General features: G+C 44.5%; 18 protein-coding genes. 6 read left to right on the top strand and 12 right to left on the bottom strand.

Annotation, left to right across the window (positions count from 1 at the left end):
* Positions 1 to 64: 64 nt before the first annotated feature.
* The gene (locus Q0R52_RS00455; protein WP_295790794.1) at positions 65 to 502 is read right to left on the bottom strand and encodes a GyrI-like domain-containing protein; all 438 of its coding nucleotides are present in this window, start codon (positions 500 to 502) and stop codon (positions 65 to 67) included.
* 30 nt (positions 503 to 532) lie between these two features.
* Positions 533 to 1,075 (bottom strand): contractile injection system tape measure protein, encoded by a 543-nt coding sequence (locus Q0R52_RS00450; RefSeq protein WP_295790791.1) that lies wholly within the window; start codon positions 1,073 to 1,075, stop codon positions 533 to 535.
* 221 nt (positions 1,076 to 1,296) lie between these two features.
* Here Q0R52_RS00450 and Q0R52_RS00445 point away from each other — a divergent pair, with 221 nt between their 5' ends.
* The 3 genes from Q0R52_RS00445 to Q0R52_RS00435 all read left to right on the top strand — a co-directional run bounded on the left by Q0R52_RS00445 (position 1,297) and on the right by Q0R52_RS00435 (position 3,038).
* Positions 1,297 to 2,160, top strand: coding sequence for a DMT family transporter (locus Q0R52_RS00445; RefSeq protein WP_295790787.1), 864 nt, complete (start codon positions 1,297 to 1,299; stop codon positions 2,158 to 2,160).
* Between the two features lie 206 nt (positions 2,161 to 2,366).
* Positions 2,367 to 2,531: a hypothetical protein gene (locus Q0R52_RS00440; protein ID WP_295790783.1), complete on the top strand. Its 165-nt coding sequence runs from the start codon at positions 2,367 to 2,369 to the stop codon at positions 2,529 to 2,531.
* A gap of 6 nt (positions 2,532 to 2,537) precedes the next feature.
* Positions 2,538 to 3,038: a hypothetical protein gene (locus Q0R52_RS00435; protein ID WP_295790781.1), complete on the top strand. Its 501-nt coding sequence runs from the start codon at positions 2,538 to 2,540 to the stop codon at positions 3,036 to 3,038.
* Positions 3,039 to 3,187: 149 nt separating this feature from the next.
* On the opposite strand, the gene Q0R52_RS00430 is transcribed toward Q0R52_RS00435, so the two are convergent.
* The gene (locus Q0R52_RS00430) at positions 3,188 to 4,540 is read right to left on the bottom strand and encodes a DUF3863 domain-containing protein (RefSeq protein WP_295790778.1); all 1,353 of its coding nucleotides are present in this window, start codon (positions 4,538 to 4,540) and stop codon (positions 3,188 to 3,190) included.
* A 277-nt stretch (positions 4,541 to 4,817) separates the two neighbouring features.
* Entirely contained in the window at positions 4,818 to 7,190 is a 2,373-nt protein-coding gene (locus tag Q0R52_RS00425; protein ID WP_295790774.1) for an ATP-binding protein, read from the bottom strand.
* 302 nt (positions 7,191 to 7,492) lie between these two features.
* Here Q0R52_RS00425 and Q0R52_RS00420 point away from each other — a divergent pair, with 302 nt between their 5' ends.
* Positions 7,493 to 8,692: a PQQ-dependent sugar dehydrogenase gene (locus tag Q0R52_RS00420; protein ID WP_295790771.1), complete on the top strand. Its 1,200-nt coding sequence runs from the start codon at positions 7,493 to 7,495 to the stop codon at positions 8,690 to 8,692.
* Positions 8,693 to 8,817: 125 nt separating this feature from the next.
* Here the strand turns inward: Q0R52_RS00420 and Q0R52_RS00415 are convergent, their stop codons facing one another.
* On the bottom strand, positions 8,818 to 9,192 hold the full coding sequence (locus tag Q0R52_RS00415; protein WP_295790767.1) for a response regulator: 375 nt from the start codon (positions 9,190 to 9,192) through the stop codon (positions 8,818 to 8,820).
* 190 nt (positions 9,193 to 9,382) lie between these two features.
* Between Q0R52_RS00415 and Q0R52_RS00410 the strand changes: the two genes are divergently transcribed.
* Positions 9,383 to 9,676, top strand: coding sequence for a hypothetical protein (locus Q0R52_RS00410; protein WP_295790764.1), 294 nt, complete (start codon positions 9,383 to 9,385; stop codon positions 9,674 to 9,676).
* Positions 9,677 to 9,683: 7 nt separating this feature from the next.
* On the opposite strand, the gene Q0R52_RS00405 is transcribed toward Q0R52_RS00410, so the two are convergent.
* From Q0R52_RS00405 to Q0R52_RS00390, 4 genes are all read right to left on the bottom strand, one after another.
* Positions 9,684 to 9,968 (bottom strand): circadian clock KaiB family protein, encoded by a 285-nt coding sequence (locus tag Q0R52_RS00405; RefSeq protein ID WP_295790762.1) that lies wholly within the window; start codon positions 9,966 to 9,968, stop codon positions 9,684 to 9,686.
* A 147-nt stretch (positions 9,969 to 10,115) separates the two neighbouring features.
* Positions 10,116 to 11,132: a 2-hydroxyacid dehydrogenase gene (locus Q0R52_RS00400; RefSeq protein ID WP_295790759.1), complete on the bottom strand. Its 1,017-nt coding sequence runs from the start codon at positions 11,130 to 11,132 to the stop codon at positions 10,116 to 10,118.
* 178 nt (positions 11,133 to 11,310) lie between these two features.
* Positions 11,311 to 12,408: an MBL fold metallo-hydrolase gene (locus Q0R52_RS00395; RefSeq protein ID WP_295790756.1), complete on the bottom strand. Its 1,098-nt coding sequence runs from the start codon at positions 12,406 to 12,408 to the stop codon at positions 11,311 to 11,313.
* Positions 12,409 to 12,609: 201 nt separating this feature from the next.
* Entirely contained in the window at positions 12,610 to 13,119 is a 510-nt protein-coding gene (locus Q0R52_RS00390) for a hypothetical protein (RefSeq protein WP_295790754.1), read from the bottom strand.
* Between the two features lie 157 nt (positions 13,120 to 13,276).
* Here Q0R52_RS00390 and Q0R52_RS00385 point away from each other — a divergent pair, with 157 nt between their 5' ends.
* A complete protein-coding gene (locus Q0R52_RS00385) occupies positions 13,277 to 14,935 on the top strand; it encodes a glycoside hydrolase (RefSeq protein ID WP_295790752.1) in 1,659 nt (552 codons plus the stop codon).
* 51 nt (positions 14,936 to 14,986) lie between these two features.
* On the opposite strand, the gene Q0R52_RS00380 is transcribed toward Q0R52_RS00385, so the two are convergent.
* Genes Q0R52_RS00380 through Q0R52_RS00370 form a run of 3 tightly spaced genes read right to left on the bottom strand, consistent with a single transcriptional unit; the run spans position 14,987 to position 17,464 of the window.
* Positions 14,987 to 15,583: a short chain dehydrogenase gene (locus tag Q0R52_RS00380; protein WP_295790748.1), complete on the bottom strand. Its 597-nt coding sequence runs from the start codon at positions 15,581 to 15,583 to the stop codon at positions 14,987 to 14,989.
* 60 nt (positions 15,584 to 15,643) lie between these two features.
* Positions 15,644 to 17,197 (bottom strand): bifunctional NAD(P)/FAD-dependent oxidoreductase/class I SAM-dependent methyltransferase, encoded by a 1,554-nt coding sequence (locus Q0R52_RS00375; protein ID WP_295790746.1) that lies wholly within the window; start codon positions 17,195 to 17,197, stop codon positions 15,644 to 15,646.
* 42 nt (positions 17,198 to 17,239) lie between these two features.
* A complete protein-coding gene (locus tag Q0R52_RS00370) occupies positions 17,240 to 17,464 on the bottom strand; it encodes a hypothetical protein (RefSeq protein WP_252789066.1) in 225 nt (74 codons plus the stop codon).
* Positions 17,465 to 17,485: the final 21 nt, after the last annotated feature.

Here is a 17,485-nt window from a genome sequence, read left to right as displayed (position 1 = left end):
TATCATATTCCGCTCAAAAAGTTATAATTAAAAAAGGCTATTTTGCTATAAAGTGAAAGCAAGCCTATTCAACCGCCATTAACATCTCCGTTTCCAGCTTGCTTTCATCGTTTGTCCAATGCCCGTAAATTTCAATGTATGGAAGGCGGGCCTTTAGTCCCATTTTTTGTATTTCGTTTCGCATGTTATCGCCGGCTTGTTTTAGCTGGCTATAGGAGCCAATATGCTTGTAGTAAGCATACCTGGGAAGCAAAATCGTTTTTTGTTCCAGTCCTGTGTCTGTTATAGAAGTATCCTCCAGTTCAACTCCGGCAAAAACTTTTTCATTGGCTTCATATATCCAAATATTTAGCCCTTTATGTTTTAGTCCTTTTGCTTTAATCACCGGCCACATTTTATCCATGAGTGCAAAAGCGGTTCCCGCATAATTTTTATTTGCAGCAACACCCAAAAAGCCGGAAACATCCAGTTTTAGTTCCTTATTGATTATTTCGATTTTCATTATTGATAAATACGCATATGAAATTATCCCTTAATTAGGCCAGCTTACATGTACCGGCTTATCCATCCATGGATGCTTGATAACAGAAAAAGTAAAAGGCGACTTATGTATGAGCACATCATAGGCTCGCTTTTCAACTGCAAGTTCCCACCTGTCATCAAATTCAGTTAGCAGCCCATCGCGTACCAGCCAATTTCCCCTGAAGCCCTCAATGGAACTTGTTCCAATAGCGGGCCAATAGCCTATTATGGCTTTTATCATTCCATTAATCAGCTCCGCATGTTCTTCCAGCACAAGTATACCATCTATAATGTGTTGCTCCACCGGCACTTCGCACAATACTTTATTCAGCGGTAAAATGTGCTCTTCGGTATGGCTTAAACCCGTAATAACATATTGCAGGTAATGCACTGCCTTTTGCCGGGCGTCTTCGTTTACAAAGCTTTGGTTGACCATAAGGCCAAGACGCTCAAACAGCATAGGAAAATAGCTATGGATAAGTACACAACCGGCATTATGAACCGGCATACTATTTTTATTCACAGGCTGATAAGGTTTATCCCGGGTAATCATATGTTTGATGTTCCTTTTATCTATAACAAGTAATATTCTGCAAGCAGCACCAAGCAGGAACCTAAAGATATAAATAATGTTAGAAACACAGGGCGAACATCCGTACATCACCTTCCCCCGCCAACTAATAACCTTAAGTAATCATTAATTACTATTCTTCATTAGCGAGCAGTCCAAACTATTGCCGATCATTTATTACTTTACCGCAAATTAGCGGGTAAATGAGTCTTTATGTTCTTTCGCTGGTACTAACTGCAGCCGTACTTCATGCTTTTTGGAATTTGCTTTCAAAAAAAGCAAGAGGCAAGGCGCCTTTTATTTGGCTGATGTATATTGCCAGTACCATTTTGTATTTACCGGTATTGCTCGATAAAATAAACCAGGGCGATATCTCCTTTTCGCAGCCGGTACTATGGCTTTCCCTTGGGAGTGCAGTACTGCATATCAGCTATTTTCTAATCCTGCAAAAAGGTTACCGGAGCGGCGACCTGTCCGTGGTATATCCTCTCGCCCGCGGCACCGGTCCGCTGTTTTCATCGGTTGCTGCAATTTTATTTTTACACGAACAATTAAAGCTGAAAGCAACCATCGGGTTATTCCTGATCCTTGCCGGCGTGCTGGTGATAACCGGGCTGAGTTTTAAGAAAGAGAACAACGCTAAAATAATGGCCGGCGTTTTCTGGGGCGTACTTACCGGGTTATTTATAACCTTGTACACCTTCAACGATACTGTTGCGATAAAGACCTATGCAGTATCGCCTTTGATAATCACTTTTGTTTCGGGCGCCTTTAGTATTGGACTACTTTTCCCCTTCGTTTTCTGGCAAAAAGATGAAATTAAACGCGAGGTTAAGCAGCACAAATGGACCATTATTGCCATAGCACTGTTAAGCCCCGCAGCTTACATTTTGGTGTTGGAGGCACTGAAATATGCCCCATTGACCGTTGTTGCCCCGGCACGCGAAATCAGTATTTTGCTGGGGGTATTTATGGGTTCGCGGGTTTTGAATGAAGCGGATGTCCGAAGAAGACTGATTGCCGGCATATTGATATTAGGTGGCATAATTGCGTTGAGTTTAAATTGAAGGTAGCAGTTGTACGCCTTGACGAGTGGGATCCGCCGTGAAGCGAATTTAGGACTACAACATTAAAAGTGTTATATCCAACCAGCTGATCTTTGATTGCTTTAAGTAGAACTATATGTATCTTTATATTTTATTAGTTAGTCAGTTTATACCAAGGTTCACGTTATATAAATGACAACAATAAAGCAAACACAGCGTCATCAACAATGAAAACGGTTAAGAAGTTTACATCATTTGAAGATTTAAAATCGAGCGAAAGCAAAATTTCGGATGATAAATCGAGGTTAAAAAAACACAACGACTTCGAAATAGCTATAAAAGAAATTTATTCTGTTAAAGTTCGTCCAAATGAAAATAAGCACTGCAAATAATTTCATATGGAAGATAAACTTAAGAATAGTTTGCTAACTGTGTGCCGGTTGCTTGAAAAGTATGATGTTCAATACATGCTTGTTGGAGGAACGGCGGTTGCACTTAACGGCTATTATAGACATTCGATTAATACAGCCGGGCAGCTAACCGACAAACCTGACATCGACCTTTGGTACAACCCAACTTATGAAAACTACTTTAACTTTCTGAAAGTTATAGAAGAGTTAGGACATGACATTACTGCATTCAAAAACGAACATAATCCAAACCCGCGTAAGTCATTTTTTAGATTAGACTTTGATGAATTCACCTTAGATGCGCTTCCCGAAATTAAGGCCGATATTAAGTTCGCCAAATCAAACCAAAGAAAAGAGACAGTGGAATTGGAAGCCATTAAAATCCACTTCATGCATTATTATGACTTAATTGAGGATAAAAATGCCACCGCCCGAAAGAAAGATTTAGAAGACATAGAACAATTGAGAAAGATTAGAGACGCTGAGTAAAAGCCCGGTTATCTAACGGAGATTAACAGCGCCTTCAAGTCCCGTGTAGCTTTTGCACTAATAGCATCTGTCATACTCACAACAGTGGGAAAATAACGGGAGTACCAATTATCTCACATTTGTACGCCCCCGGGACACATTCCCAGCGGTTACTTGCTTTTAATTAAATACTTGTAATGCCTTCCTATCAGCGAACGTCCTTTTGCCGAAAGCGAGTCAAGCGGCACCGGTTTATCCTGCGGGCGCGATTGTTTTTGATTGATCTCCCCCAACAGGCTCCATTTACGTGTCATCTCTGCCGGCTCGGCAGCCGGGACATCGTAGCGGGTAAAATCTATAACTTTTTCGGTTGTGTTTTTTTTCCAATCCTTCAACAAGGCAAGGCGGAAATCCTTGTTCATAAACCAACTAATCTCGTTATTGGCATCCGATCCGCCTATGCCTGAGCCACGTTCAACAAAGCGGTAGTTGAAACTGTTGCTTTTATAGTGCGCCCGCCAAAGCAAGCCAAATTCGCCCTGGGTAATCAGCTTAACATCGGGCCAGCGTTTCCTGATAGCGGCTAACCAATCCTTCAGCAAAGCCGGATCATAAGGCAGGGAAAGTTCCCAGCAATTGGTTACCCAGCCGAAACCGTTAAGTTCGTAACCTTTATCAAAATGGATCGCGGTAGTATGCATCATTTCCTTTAAACCCACCTCGTTGCCGTACCTGCCAAGCGTTTCTATCGGGCCAACGCCCATCCGGCTGTTAAATCCTTCTGCAAAACCCTGTCTTCTCCCTGCAAGGAAATCAACCGTCCAACCATCAAGGTTAACGCAGTCGATAAAATCGTTTTGGTTTTGGGCCGGCTTGCAAAAGTGTTCTTTTGATGGATAAAAAGGGTAAACCACGGCACCGTCGCCATCCTGGTTATCAATACTGAACTGGCTCCAGATGTTTCCCTGGCAAACGTGTATCCCTTCCTTTTCGGCCAGGTACTGCTGGTTTTTTGCCGACATAAAGCCCGCCACTATACTTAGCGGACGGTACCCGCCGCCTACCATATCCTCTATTAGTTTAAGTGCGTCGTGCAAGTCCTTGTTTACCTGGTCGGTGGTGTTGTAGGCATTGGCGAAATAGGCGCCAGGTATAAACGTAACATCATCGCCATATTTAAAATGATAGCCCACTACCAGCTTCCTGATCTCGCGGTACGCGGCGCTGGTATCATGCAGCGCAAGCCAGCTGAACGACCAGGTTATTTTTCCACCCGGGAACCCTTCTGCCAGCGCATTCCTGAAAGCAATTACCTTTGCCGGGGTATGCAGCGCCCGTTCATCTTCACCTACATTGCGGTCCCTCGCCACCTCGATCTGGTTCACCCTGATAACGGTATTAAAGGTCAGGAAGCGGTTGCCCATTAGTGTTGATGCACTTTGGGATACCTTTTCCTGACCGCACACTGCGGAACATATGAACAAAAAAAGTGCGGAAAAATAGGGCGTTAATCGAAGTTTCATACCAGGTGGTTGTGTTTTTATTGTTTGCATAATTATCCGCAGGGATAATTATGCTGCGAATTTACCATTGCTGGTAATTTTGGCATCATGTACAGTCTGTTGGGGGTAGATTATAGGTATTCCGGGGTTGCGCTTTAAGCGCGGCTCCGTAAACCGTGGCATCGTTACCTATAGAACGAAGCGCTATGTACAATGGCCTTTGTTAAATTTAGCGGGAAGCTTAAACAGTTGTGTGTCCAAGCAGCGTGCCTGGAAGGGCGGGACCTGGGTGGGCAGATTACAAGTGCAGTGTAAAGTAAAAGGTGCTTCCAACCTCTTGTTCGCTTTCCACCCAAATCCTGCCGTTGTGCTGCTTGATTATTTCGAAGCTCAGGTACAATCCTATCCCAAAACCTGAAATTTTATGCTTGTGGGCAGCTTCCGCGCGATAAAATCTATCGAACACCAGGTTTAAGTCCTGCTGTTTTATGCCAATGCCTTCATCGCGAACGCTGACTATAACTTCATTTTCTATTATTTCACAACTTATTGCTATTGGTTTGCCGTTTGGCGAGTATTTAGCGGCATTATTAATAAAGTTTGATATCACTGAACTTATTTTATCCCGGTCGGCATTAACCTGAACAGGGTTACAGTTAATCAATTTAATTTCATGGCCCTTTTCAATCAGTTTTATTTCGTCAACCACTTCGTGCACAAGTTTATCCATATCAAACTTTTGCTTTTCTATCAGCATTTTGCCCGACTCAAGCCTCGATATATCCAGGAAACCTTTGATCATGGCGGTCATTCGCTTCGCCTGCACATTACCGCGCTCTATTGCAGTAACCAAAGGTTTATTATCACTTTCTTTTAATTTCACGCTTGCTATCTGCAATACAGCAGTTAGTGTAGTAAGCGGGGTTTTAAGCTCATGGCTCACCATTCCAATAAAATCATTCTTCCTAATTTCGTCCGTTTTTTGTTCCGTGATATCCAGCACCGCGCCGATAAAACGAACCGGCTGCTCGGTTTCATCAAAATATGCTTTGCCTTTTGCCCGTATCCAACGCACTTTTTTGTCTTCAGCCCCTACAGTTCGGTATTCAACGTCGTAATTGCCACTATCTACTTTTATATCAAAAACATTTTTAATCACCTCCAAAACCCGCTCGCGGTCTTCAGGGTGCAAACCCTCCACAAAATCCACTTCATAGGTAACCGGATTGTTATGGCTGATTCCGAACAGCGTACGGCAACGTTCGTCCCAATAAAGGGTGCCTTTGGTTAAATCCATATCAAACATACCCAGTTCGGCTGCTGATATAGCTAAATTTAACGTATCCTTAGCTTGTTCAAGATCCATTCTCGCATTAACCTGCCCGGTAACATCCACGGCCGACTGCAGCAACCCAGTTATTTTTCCGGCCTCTATCAGCGGGCGATAGATCAGGTTAAAATACCGCTGTTCCGGCTCACCATTGTTTGATAATATAATCGGAACTTCATTTCCGCGCCACTCTTCTCCCGTTCGATAGGTGTTGTATAACTCATCCACAACAGGTTGCCCAACCAATTCGGGTAAGGCATCATACCACGTTTTCCCCCTAATGCCGTCCCCTTTGCCAATCATGTCTATCATGGGCTGGTTTACAACATCAAATATTAAGTCGTCGCCCCTGTTAACCAGTAGCGCAACCGGGGCCTGTTCAATCATCGTACGAAAACGTTTCTCACTTTCCTCAACCCTCCGGTGAATTTGCACCATTTCGGTTACTTCGTATACAAACACCAGTATACCGTCTACCTGGTTGTCCTGGTTCAGGCGCGCCTGGTAAATAAAGTCGAAATACCGGTCTTCTACCGGTCCGTTATCGGTGCGTGCAAGGGGTATTAAAAGGTTATGACCTTCGTGGGTCTTTCCGCTGTTATATACTTTTTGCAAAAGATCCCATACGGGCTGACCCGTAATCTCGGGCACAGCCTCAAGCAATGGCCTGCCCAAAAGGTTCCGGCCGGGGAACAATTGCTGGTACAGCGGATTTACCAATTCAAAAACCAGGTCTTGCCCCCCTAAAATGCAAATACCGGCGGGTGCTTGCATAAAAAAACGTTTCAGCCGGTCGCCCTCTTTTTTTGTTTCAGCCTGCGATATTTCAAGTTCCCGCTTGGCCGCATCAAGCGACTGAAAAGCCTTGTACTTTTCTGTGGTCTCAATAACGGTTACCAGTACCCCGCCGACTGTGCCGTCGTCATGCCTGATCGGGCTATAACAAAAATCAAAGTAACACTCCTCCACATAGCCGTTTCGCTCCAACGGCAACATAAAATTCGGGAACCCTACAGCTTCCCCCTTCATTACTCCGGCAAACATCGGCCCTATGATATGCCAAATTTCCGCAAAGGTTTCGCTGGTGCCGATACCCATTGCCTGCGGATGTTTGGTTGCACCAAGTATAGGCCGGTACCCGTCGTTATACAGCTGAGTATATTCACTGCCCCAGCCAATGTACATAGGGAACAGGCTATTCAACATCAAACTAACCGTTGTACGTAGTGCTTGCGGCCAGGTACCAGGAGAGTCAATAGGTGTTTTAGACCAATCTGTTGATCTTATCAGCTCACCCATTTCACCACCACCATTTAAAAATTTGATATCCCTGGTACTCATGCGGTTAATAATTAAGACTTTAAAAGGAATATTTGTGATGATTGTTTAGCAATTTTATTGAAATATTATATAATATTATTAAAATAAAGCAACAATATACGAATTGGCGTAAAGAGAATGATTACACAACTGTTTTTCTTAATAAACTTTCAAGCTGCTATATCAAATAGCTTAGAGATAAATGTATCGGCGCAACTTACGCCAACGACAAATTTCCAACCCTCCCCCGTAAAAAACATACTACAATTAAACATAAAATCATTAAAGTTGTATCTTAACCAAATAAAACCAAAACAGATAGTATGTTTTCAAAAATTTATAAGCCCCTAATGTTGGGTGCCGCGCTTTTATCGGTTACTTCAACCATTATGGCGCAAACCGGCGAGCCCGTTGAAAAAAATAAAGCCAACAGCAATTATAAACCTGCCTTTGCAGGGCAAACGCGTATCGGCAGTGTTAAAACCAAAACCCCGTACACGGTTACGGTTATCAGCAGCGAGCTTAAAGGCGCATGGGGGATGCATACGCTGCCCGACGGCCGTTTGCTCATCAGCAGTAAGCCGGGGACCATGCAAATACTGACAACCGATGGTAAGATCGTAAAAACCATTACCGGTTTTCCGGCCGTGCAATATGGCGGCCAGGGTGGTTTGCTCGACATCAACATCGACCCGAATTTTACCACCAACCGGATGATCTACTGGACCTTTGCCCAACCGGGTGAGGGCGCCACGCTTGCGGTGGCTAAAGGCAAGCTGTCGGCCGACGAAACAAAGCTGGAAAATGTTAAGGTGATATGGGAAGCTTTCCCGCGTTATAAAGGCGACGGCCAGTTTGGTTCGCGTTTATTGTTCGACAAGCAGGGCAACCTGTTCGTTACCTCGGGCGACCGCCAGGCAAATGATATACGCGTAAAGGCACAAGACCTGAACGCAACCACCGGCAAGATCATACACATCACCAAAGAGGGAAAGCCGGTTGCCGGCAACCCGTTTATTGGCAAAGCCAACGCCAAACCCGAAATTTATGCCTACGGTTTCCGCAACCCGGACGGCTTTTCTGTTAACCCGGTTACCGGCGGTTTGTGGGAAGCAGAGTTTGGTCCCCGCGGCGGTGACGAGATCAACCTGATTAAACCTGGAGGCAACTATGGCTGGCCTTATGTTACTTATGGTATTGAATACAGCGGCGAAAAAGTTTATGATGGGATACAACAAAAAGCAGGTACGATACAACCGGTTTACTATTGGGACCCGGTTATTTCGCCCGGCTGCATGATGTTTTATACCGGCAATATTGCTGAATGGAAAAACAACCTGTTTGTTGGCGGCCTGAGCGGACAACACATAGCCCGCCTGGTGATCAAAAACAACAAAGTTGTTGGCGAAGAACGTTTACTTGCTGATAAAAACGAACGCTGGCGCTGCATGGCAACCGGGAAAGACGGCGCTATTTACGCTGCAACTGATGGAGGGAAATTGTATAAGATAGCTAAGCAGTAATAGTATCAAATTAAATATGATTTTGAAGCGCCCGGTTAAGTTTAACCGGGCGCTTTTACTATAATATAACGCCTGGCAAAAGAGAGAAAATCCCTATTACTATGCGCTGCCCGTTACAAAACAGACTAATAAGCAATAGGTGAGTGGTTGATCATCCTGACAACTTTACCCACAATGTCATTTATATCAAAAGGTTTGCTGATATGGTCGTTGGCTTCGCATTCGGCGGCAATGATCTCAATATCATTGGCGGTGGAAAGAATGATAACGGGCACATTTTTCAAGCCGGCAACATGTTTTATCTGCTTGCATAAGCGATGGCCCGGGCGGCTATTGATAAATTCGTCTAACAGGATCACATCAGGCGCGAAGGGGATAATTTCCGAAAGGTTTTCCGGTTCGGGGATGCTCAGCGTATCAAGGCCGTGTTCCTGTAACAGGAATTCTATAATATGGCGGATATCCTGGTCATTTTCAATAATCAACACTTTCTTCTTCACTGTCCGTTTTTTTGTAAAGATAGGTCTTTTATCGTATTCGGGCCTTTAATCTTTTTCGGGCCGCGGATTAATAACGGTTATCTACAATTGTTTTAGGCCCTTCATTAAAATAATAGCCGGGTAGCAACAGCAGAAAGATATAATTGCCACAATATGAAACTTAATTGGTTATAAACGCTTATGTATGCCTATGGCTACAATAAAAAATGTTAAACCACTCAGCGCCGAAAAGCTGTTTGACCTGTTAAAGACCGGGTTTGCGGAATATGTTAATGAAAAATTAGGGTCGAACCTGGCGATTGAATATGCACATGTTTATGATGTGATCAATGTTTTGTTCCCCGAAGTGATAGAAGGCCCGGCCCTGACGATAACTGTAACTGATGATGAACTGGTTGTTACCAACCATGCTTCCGGCGCTGATTACAACACCGATCTTCTTGAAGAACAATTAAACGGTTTCCTGGAATTACAAGCCAGCTAGTTAACGGTTATTTATCATTTACGAGGTTAAGGCCGACCAATACCTTAGTTTTATCAGACAGATCGCCCACCAATACACGCATAGGGGCCGGCAGTTTTTTGATGAGCGAGGGTACAGCGATAATTTGTTCGCCTTCAGCCAGGTGTGGATGCTCCAGCAGATCGATGATCTCTATTGTATACTGATCTTTCAGTTCGTTTTCGCAATATTTTTTTAAATTTTCAATCGCGTTGTTGGATTTTTGGGTTTTCCCGGCGACATACAGGCACAGTTTATACTTTTCAGCTTCCATAACGTATCTTGAAGGTTATTTACGCCTTGTTATAATAAGCCTTTAAATGGATTTATGTTTTCACCGATGCTACAAATATCTCCAACTGCCCGGAGTTTCCGTCGCCGGACGCCATAAAACACAATCATTCGTTCTGCAAAAACCCTTTTATATTTGCACAACCAGTGCGTCGTCGGGTGTTCCGCCCCTGCTTAACTCATGGATGCTGGTCAGCGTTGTTTCGGCAATCTGCGACAGCGCATCTTCGGTGAAGAAGGCCTGGTGGCCGGTGACCAGCACATTGGGGAAACTCAGCAGCCGCTGTATGGTATCGTCTTCAATAATAGTGCCCGAAAGATCTTTGAAAAACAAGCGTTCCTCTTGCTCATAAACGTCGATGCCAAGGTTGGCCAATCGCCCCGTTTTTAGCGCCCCTATAACAGCGTGCGTGTCGATCAGCGCGCCACGACTGGTGTTAATGAGCGTGGCGCCCTGTTTCATTTTGCTGAGGCTATCCTGGTTAATCAAATATCGGTTATCGGGTGTAAGCGGGCAATGCAGCGATATAATGTCCGCCTGCTGTAGCACATCGTCAAATGTGCTATATTGCACGCCGGCGGCAACCATATCCTCATCTTTAAACAGGTCGAAAGCCAGTACCCTGCACCCAAAGCCCAGCATTATTTTACAGAAGGCTTTTCCAATTCGTCCGGTACCAATCACGCCAACCGTTTTTCCGTGCAGGTTAAAACCTAACAGTCCGTTTAACGAGAAATTCTGTTCCCTTACCCGGTTATAAGCTTTGTGGGTTTTGCGGACGAGGGTTAACAGCATAGCTACCGCATGTTCTGCCACCGCTTCGGGCGAATACGCCGGCACGCGGCATACCGTTATCCCGTATTCTTTCGCCGCTTCCATCTGTACATTATTAAACCCGGCGCAGCGCAATGCAATTACCTTCACACCTTTGGCAGCCAATATGGCTATTACTTCGGCTGTCAGCTTATCGTTTACAAATACACAAACTGCAAATGTACCCTGGTCAACTGCGTTAACAATGTGCGGTCCGAGGTGTGTTTCGAGGTACTCCAACTCAAAACCGTAATTAGCATTATGCTGGTTAAACGAGGCGATATCATAAGGCTTTGCCGAAAAGAAAAGTACTTTAACAGGTGATGCTGACATGGTGGTAAAGTTAAGGGAATATGCCGGAATACAGGCAGGTATATGATAATGGGTGGCGTTTTGCAAAGCTCTTTTTCCCGCAACAAGAGAAATGCTGTTCCACATTTTCACCAAACTGTACACACTGTTCCGGTGTGAACAGCACAGATCGGTAACCCTAAAACTGGGAACAGGGTAATTATTCAAAATTCCACCATACTGCTTTCTTAGGCGGATAACCCAAAGTATAAGGCTCCCCGATACGCGGAGCATTTACCTCGATACCCAGCTTTTCGGCAGCGGGAAGGAGCTTTTCTATAGGTTCGTTCCAGGGATGATCGGCTTCCGCAAACTTACCCCAATGGATAGGCTGCAGCAAACGGGCGTGTAAGTCGACGGCAGCCTGTGCGGTTTGCCCAAAGAGCAGGTGTGTCCATGGCCAATTCGGACTGTACTGTCCGCATTCCAGCAGTGCCAGGTCAAATGGGCCATATTGTTGACCTATTTGTTTAAAGTGTGATCCATAACCGCCGTCACCGCTGTAGAACAACCGGTATTGGCCGGCCTGTATTACGTAAGATGCCCAAAGTGTTTTATTTACTTTACTATAAGTGCGGCCGCTGCGGTGCTGTGCCGGTGTAGCGATGACGCGGAGACCACCCGGCAGTGCGACCGATTGGTTCCAATTCAGTTCGGTGATCTTTTTAGGATCAAACCCCCAGTAAATCAAATGTGAACCTACACCCATGGGCACTATCGCCATTTTAATATGGTCTTTCAGTTTCTTCAGGGTGCGATAGTCCAGGTGATCATAATGATCGTGCGAAATGATCAGCACGTCAATTGGCGGCATATCCCTGGCGTGGTAATGCCTGGAGCCTTTAAATGCCTTAACCAATCCGGGTACAGGACCGGCATGGTTACTAAAAATAGGATCGATGAGTATATTACCCTGCCCGGTTTTAATCAGCAAAGACGAATGCCCGAACCAAACGATGGTGGGTGCTGGAGCAGCGAGTGTCTTCAAATCGGTTTTAACCCATGGCAATGCGTGCGAAGGCCTGATGGTTTCAGGGCGGCGGCGGAGCATAAAAAGCACCCGGTTGCGGTGCTTAACTGTCGAATCAGGGCGTTTAGTCAAATTTTGGAAAGCGCCATTTTTGTAATTAGGTAAAGCCTCCAACTTTACAAGCTCTTCGCCCTCCGGGTTTTTCCCCAGTGACTTTACCGTACCACAGCCAGCCGCTACTGTCAGTAACAGCGCAGCAATCCCCATTCGCAAACACCAGTATTTCATACCCTAAAAGTGCAAATAACGTTTAAGGTTACTGAATATTTTAATATTGATGAAAACAAAGAATACTCAAAAGCATCAGTACCATCAATAGCGCCCCTCGTACACCCTAATTAACATTCAAAGTATGCCAAAGACGATGTTTCTTTAGGGGAGATAACAATCCAAAAGATATCGACGGGACGAACGGGTGCAATATCGCCCCTATTTTTTAATTCCTGCCAACTGCGCCACCCTTACCAAATCGCTTAGGGTCATTACATAAAATATGCTGCCACTGGCAGCGGTTTTCTTTTGTGTCAGGAAACTCATGTTACCTTTTGAATATATGGTTTTTCCGGCGGATTCGCCAGGCACATAGCCCATGTCCGTTATGAGTTTCACCGCCTGCTGGTATTCGTCTTCATTGTAGGTAATACAGCCCGAACTTGCAACCTGGCCGCCAATTACAGTTAGTAAATAGCTGCCGGTTTGGTCTTTTATCTTATACTTATACAAATCCATAGAATAGGTAGGCTGTTGAATAGTTTGCTTGCTGAACAGGGAATAGTCGTGGTCGGTAAAGTACTTTTCGGCATCGGCAGCTGCCAGGGTATTCAGGCCGGAGAGGCGGGTGATCAAATTGGTTTCGTCGATTTTAACCTGTGCCGTTACACCAGTTTTAATAACGAGCATAAGCAACACAACAAGAGCTACGCGTAAAATTTTCTTCATGATCAAATATAAAGAAAACGGCAGCATTTCAAAAGCAACATAAAAGCCTAATAAACAACAATTTAATCACTCCGCTCAAATTAACAAATGCTATTATCATCAACTTGCCCTTCAAGTCCAAATATGCGTATATTGCCTAACCAAGCGTATACAAACCATGACATCAACACTCGCCCGTATTTACACATCCCTTTTATTATTTAGCATCATAACCTTTACAAGCACTCAAATAACTGCCCAGGACCTCTACGCCCCCTTCCGCCAAGCCTGGCTAAAAAAAGCGGAAGAATACAAACCCACACTAACAGAAACTATCAAACACCCGGTCGGTGTTGTTAAGCTTGAAAAAGATGCCGCAGCGTTCCAGGGCTGGAAGGCAGTAAACGCCGGGGGAATTGAGCAACTTTACAACAAATCCTTTAACCAAAAAAGCAGCGGCCTTGTAGTTGATTTCGGCGAACATATGACGGGCTATTGCACGTTCACATTGAAGACTCTTCGGGGTGATATGGATGCGCCTTTGCGCCTTAAGCTGACTTTTGGTGAAGTGCCCGCTGAACTGGCCACCCCCTTTGATCCCTATCCCGGTGGCTTAAGCCGCGCCTGGCTACAGGACGAAACCGTTACCGTTTCGGTATTGCCGGCAACTGTTACCATTCTACGCAGGGTGGCGTTCAGGTATGTGAAGATTGAATGGCTGGGTTCGTCTTCGGGTTTTGAGTTTGGTTTTTCGGATATACAGTTTAAGGCATCCACCTCGGTTACGGTAACACCGCCAGAGCTTGCGGCAACAACATCGCCCATCATAAAAGAAATCGACCGAATCGGCCTCGCTACCCTTAAAGAGTGCATGCAAACCGTTTACGAAGATGGGCCAAAACGCGACCGCCGCCTGTGGATCGGCGACACTTACCTCGAGTCGCTGGCAAACCTCTATTCCTTCAAAAACGACGCGCTGACGAAGCGTTGCTTGTATTTGCTGGCAGGCCTGTCGAACGAAGATGGCATCCTGAACGCCAATGTATTTGAACTGCCCGAGCCTCATCCTCAAAAAAGCCGGCTGCTGGATTATTGTTTCCTGTACAATGTGGCCCTCAAAGAATATGTTGCGGCAACCGGTGACAAACAAACCGGACTTGACCTTTGGCCCGTCGCCAAAAAACAGCTCGACATCGCCAAAATGTATAGCGGCGCAGATGGCATGATGGACTACGTAAAAGCCGGCAAAGAGTGGTGGGTGTTTTTCGACTGGAAAGACGGACTGGATAAACAGGCCCCATTACAAGGCATCGCCATTTACACCCTTAACCAAACCTATGCTTTAGCCAAACTGCTTGGCAAGGAAAACGAAGTGGCTGAACTCCCCGCCATGGCAAAAAAATTAAAAGAAGCGGCCCACAAGAACCTGTACGACAAAACAACCGGGTTATTTATAAGCGGGCCAAACAAACAGGTATCGTACGGCGGCCAGGCCTGGATGATATTAAGCGGCGTAGCATCAAAAGCCGAAGCCCAAAAGGCACTAAAAGCGTTGCCAGCTGTTACCGACGCTGTGCATCCAGGCGCGCCTTACATGTACCATTATTACATTGCGGCTTTGATTGAAAGCGGCCTGAAAGCCGAAGCCAAAGAGGCGCTGACATCCTATTGGGGCGGCATGGTAAAAAAAGGCGCCGATACCTTTTGGGAAGTATATGACCCTAACGATGAACTAAAATCACCATACAACTTTTTCCCGGTGAACAGTTACTGCCACGCCTGGAGCTGCACGCCGGTGTATTTTATCAGGAAATACCCTGAGATTTTTCAGCAGTAACCGGATGTTTTTGTTCATGGATGAAGGCCCGATCGCACTTCCGGATATTAATCAGTATGGTTTTATTACCTGCCCGGTGTTAGCGCCAAACACACTTTTTCGAAAACCAAATTCCAGTTGTTTCATAGTTACCGGGATATCCCCGTGAAAAAAACGAAAATATTGCGGCGAATCTTCCAGAACAGTAGGACTCACTGCATTAATGCGTACACCATTTTCCAATTCAATTGCTGCTGCGCGCACAAATGCCTCAACTGCTCCGTTGGCTGCTGATGCATTGGCGAAATTCAAAACCGGTTCATTTGTCAAAGCGCCGGCGATTAATGTAAATGAACCTTTTGGGTTGATGTAGTGTTGCCCAATGAGCACTAAATTAACCTGGCCCATCAATTTACCATCCAGCCCTTTCCTGAATTCCTTATCTGTCATGCTTTTCCATGGACCAACATACGATGGCCCTGCCGTGCATATCAGCGCATCAAACGACCCTGTCTGCCTGAACATATTTTCTATTGATTCGGGCGAGGTAATATCTGCCTGTATGTCTCCGCTTTGGGAGCCAACTCTTATAACTTCATGGTCTTTTTCTAATACGCTTGCTAAGTGTTTTCCCATGGTGCCCGTTGCACCTACTATGATGATTTTCATTTCTTTGAATTTTAGTTTTTATAAATAATTTGATGTGATAAGAGAGGCTCGCTTACATTGCTAATACGCATTTACCAGGTTTTTTTTTCCTACAAACCTCACAACAGAACCATTCCCAACGTGATACATGCCTTCATCAAAAAGAATTTCTTTCTCCTCCAGTATTAACAGGTCATAATTTGCAAAGTCGGCTCTTATTTCCTCTACGGAAAACAACATATCGATGTCTGTTGGTCCGCCGTTGTTTAGGTGTATGTGTTCTTTGCTGAAAGCCTCCAAAATAACTACCCCTCCGGGTTTTAGATAGGTGTTCAATTTTTGATGAAATGAAGATTTCTTGGCGGCTGCAAAGTGTGCATAGATAAGTGCAATTGCATCAAACGACTCTTTTTCAAACTCGAGTTGCTCCAAGTCTCCTACAATATAATCTATAGTAACATCGGCTTCTTTTGCAAGTTCCAGCGCCTTTAACTTTCCTTCAACGCTTAGATCAAATGAAGTTACCTCCCACCCTAATTGTGCGGCAAATACCCCATTACGCCCCTCACCATCAGCCGGCATTAATATTGATCCGGGTTCAAATTTTTGAATCCATTCCTTAAAAAACACGTTGGGGCTTGTTCCATAGGCATACCCATCCTCTTTATAGCGATCATCCCACATGTTTCTGTACTGTTCATCCCATGACTGATTCATATCTGCCTGTTCAAATTTTTCAGAAATAATTTCTTTGCTGGCCATTATACCGGCTGTCGTTCCCATCGCCACAGCGTTGGCCACAGTACGTATTTTTGTTGTATTATCTCCACAAGCAAAAACGCCGGCGATAGTTGTCGATTGAAAGGGGTCTGTCCTGATGTATCCTTCGTCAGTAAATTCGCATCCTAAAGCAGACGGAATTTGGCAATGCTGTTCAAACGGACTATGTGCATATACCGCTTTAATGGAAGATGTTGTACCGTCTTTGAAAATAATATTTTGAAGATGTCCATCGGTATGCTCTAGTCTTTCAATTTCTTTTTCAGTTATTTTGATATGGTGCTTTTCAAGTATTGCTGTTTGTTCAGATGTTAAAGTTGATTTTCCGTTGGTAAACAACGTTAAGTCCGTTGTCCAGTTCGAAATAAGCTTTGAGAATTCAAAGCCATATTCGCCATTTCCTAAAATGCCGGTTTTTTCATTTCGCACTTCATAGCCGTGGCAATACGGGCAGTGAAGAACCGAAATTCCCCAACAAGCCGCAAACCCGTCAATTTCAGCCATAGTGTCCCTGATCCCTGTCGCAAAAATCAACTTCTTTGCACTAAATATTTCACCTGATGCAACCCGGATTTCAAAGCCGCTTTCGGTTTTCACTCCGTTTGTCGCCAAACCGCTAAAGAACTTTACGGTATTATATTTTTCCACTTGCTGTCTTGCAAGGGCTGCAATCTCTTTTGGAGTTTTCCCGTCCTGGGTGAGGAAATTATGCGAATGTGGCGTTTGCTTATTACAGGGTTCGCCACTATCAATAATTAAAACTTGTCTTAGCGCCCTGCCTAAGGCCATAGCAGCGGCAAGGCCCGAGTAACTCCCGCCAATAATTATAACGTCAAATTTTTTTCGGTCTGTCATTTTAGTATGTTTTTAAAATTGTGTTAATAGCAATGAGAAATCCTACTTATTATCATTTTTAGATGAAATCATATTGATAAAAAAATTCACCAAAGGCACACCGGCAAATACTATCCAGGGGACTAATGGGATGGTCAATAACAGCGTCCGTTGATATAAAGGTAGTACAGATAATTGCTTACCAAACAGGTAAAGAAATAATGTGATAGACGGGTAGATTACTACCCATATTTTTAAAGATGCTATTAACTTGCCCTTTGTCTTCATGCCCGGAAAATTATCTTTTCA

The sequence above is a fragment of the Mucilaginibacter sp. genome (assembly GCF_025359345.1).
In the GTDB taxonomy this organism is placed as follows: domain Bacteria; phylum Bacteroidota; class Bacteroidia; order Sphingobacteriales; family Sphingobacteriaceae; genus Mucilaginibacter.
This window is presented reverse-complemented; position numbering and strand designations above follow the sequence as displayed.

Excerpts from the sequence above, each read along its gene's own strand:
- Q0R52_RS00455 (WP_295790794.1), bottom strand. The coding sequence starts at position 502 with ATGAAAATCGAAATAATCAATAAGGAACTAAAACTGGATGTTTCCGGC.
- Q0R52_RS00450 (WP_295790791.1), bottom strand. The coding sequence starts at position 1,075 with ATGATTACCCGGGATAAACCTTATCAGCCTGTGAATAAAAATAGTATG.
- Q0R52_RS00445 (WP_295790787.1), top strand. The coding sequence starts at position 1,297 with ATGAGTCTTTATGTTCTTTCGCTGGTACTAACTGCAGCCGTACTTCAT.
- Q0R52_RS00440 (WP_295790783.1), top strand. The coding sequence starts at position 2,367 with ATGAAAACGGTTAAGAAGTTTACATCATTTGAAGATTTAAAATCGAGC.
- Q0R52_RS00435 (WP_295790781.1), top strand. The coding sequence starts at position 2,538 with ATGGAAGATAAACTTAAGAATAGTTTGCTAACTGTGTGCCGGTTGCTT.
- Q0R52_RS00430 (WP_295790778.1), bottom strand. The coding sequence starts at position 4,540 with ATGAAACTTCGATTAACGCCCTATTTTTCCGCACTTTTTTTGTTCATA.
- Q0R52_RS00425 (WP_295790774.1), bottom strand. The coding sequence starts at position 7,190 with ATGAGTACCAGGGATATCAAATTTTTAAATGGTGGTGGTGAAATGGGT.
- Q0R52_RS00420 (WP_295790771.1), top strand. The coding sequence starts at position 7,493 with ATGTTTTCAAAAATTTATAAGCCCCTAATGTTGGGTGCCGCGCTTTTA.
- Q0R52_RS00410 (WP_295790764.1), top strand. The coding sequence starts at position 9,383 with ATGGCTACAATAAAAAATGTTAAACCACTCAGCGCCGAAAAGCTGTTT.
- Q0R52_RS00405 (WP_295790762.1), bottom strand. The coding sequence starts at position 9,968 with ATGGAAGCTGAAAAGTATAAACTGTGCCTGTATGTCGCCGGGAAAACC.
- Q0R52_RS00400 (WP_295790759.1), bottom strand. The coding sequence starts at position 11,132 with ATGTCAGCATCACCTGTTAAAGTACTTTTCTTTTCGGCAAAGCCTTAT.
- Q0R52_RS00395 (WP_295790756.1), bottom strand. The coding sequence starts at position 12,408 with ATGAAATACTGGTGTTTGCGAATGGGGATTGCTGCGCTGTTACTGACA.
- Q0R52_RS00390 (WP_295790754.1), bottom strand. The coding sequence starts at position 13,119 with ATGAAGAAAATTTTACGCGTAGCTCTTGTTGTGTTGCTTATGCTCGTT.
- Q0R52_RS00385 (WP_295790752.1), top strand. The coding sequence starts at position 13,277 with ATGACATCAACACTCGCCCGTATTTACACATCCCTTTTATTATTTAGC.
- Q0R52_RS00380 (WP_295790748.1), bottom strand. The coding sequence starts at position 15,583 with ATGAAAATCATCATAGTAGGTGCAACGGGCACCATGGGAAAACACTTA.
- Q0R52_RS00375 (WP_295790746.1), bottom strand. The coding sequence starts at position 17,197 with ATGACAGACCGAAAAAAATTTGACGTTATAATTATTGGCGGGAGTTAC.
- Q0R52_RS00370 (WP_252789066.1), bottom strand. The coding sequence starts at position 17,464 with ATGAAGACAAAGGGCAAGTTAATAGCATCTTTAAAAATATGGGTAGTA.